This is a genomic window from Dickeya undicola (genome assembly GCF_000784735.1).
Taxonomy (GTDB): domain Bacteria; phylum Pseudomonadota; class Gammaproteobacteria; order Enterobacterales; family Enterobacteriaceae; genus Dickeya; species Dickeya undicola.
This window is the reverse complement of the sequence record NZ_JSYG01000029.1, coordinates 1-1,056: the sequence shown is the minus strand read 5'-3', so window position 1 is coordinate 1,056 and position 1,056 is coordinate 1. Positions and strand designations below refer to the sequence as shown.

Sequence of the window (1,056 nt, the reverse complement as noted above, 5' to 3'; positions counted from 1 at the left end):
GACTTTGTTGAATAAATCAGATTTCGGGTAAGTCTCCCCGTAGCTGGTTGTGTTTTCATGCAATACGCACGCTTTCAGGCATACCTGCTTTCGTCATTTTGTTCAGCGCTCGTACCAAGGCCATAGCCTCTGCAACCTGACCATCGTAGTCACGCAGCGTCAGTGAACCTCCGAACAGCTGTTTTACCCGGTACATCGCCGTTTCCGCTATCGAGCGACGGTTATAATCTGTTGTCCATTTCCACCGCGCATTACTCCCGGTCAGCCGCTGATTGGCCACTGCACGGTTACGGTCTGCATATTCACCGGGCCAGTAACCCGCGCCTTTTCGGGGAGGGATAAGCGCGCTGATTTTCTTACGCCGCAGTTCATCGTGACAGAGCCGGGTGTCGTAAGCGCCGTCTGCCGCTGCTGCCCTGATTTTTCTGTGAGTCTGCCGGATAAGGCCCGGGAAGGCTTCTGAGTCCGTTACGTTGTTCAGCGACAGGTCTGCGCAGATGATTTCATGTGTTTTGCTGTCAACTGCCAGATGCAACTTTCGCCAGATACGACGGCGTTCTTTGCCGTGTTTTTTGACTTTCCATTCGCCTTCACCAAAGACCTTCAGCCCGGTGGAATCAATCACCAGATGCGCGATTTCACCCCGGGTGAACGTTTTGAAACTGACATTAACCGACTTTGCCCGCTTACTGACACTGGTGTAATCCGGGCAGCGCAACGGAACATTCATCAGTGTAAAAATGGAATCAATAAAACCCTGTGCAGCCCGCAGGGTCAGCCCGAATACGCGTTTAATTACCAGAACGGTGGTGATGGCGAGATCAGAATAGCGCTGAGGTCTTCCCCGTGATGAAGGCATTGCCGACTCATACCAGGCATGAATCGCTTCATCGTCCAGCCAGAAAGTTATGGAGCCACGGTTGATGAGGGCTTTGTTGTAGGTGTGCCAGTTGGTGATTTTGAACTTTTGCTTTGCCACGGAACGGTCTGCGTTGTCGGGAAGATGCGTGATCTGATCCTTCAACTCAGCAAAAGTTCGATTTATTCAACAAAGCC

Annotated in this window: 1 protein-coding gene; it reads right to left on the bottom strand. The window is 51.7% G+C overall.

Features of this window, described 5'->3' with window-relative positions; translation table 11 throughout:
* Positions 1-55: 55 nt before the first annotated feature.
* Positions 56-979 (bottom strand): IS5 family transposase, encoded by a 924-nt coding sequence (locus OB87_RS13435; protein WP_033569939.1) that lies wholly within the window; start codon positions 977-979, stop codon positions 56-58.
* Positions 980-1,056: the final 77 nt, after the last annotated feature.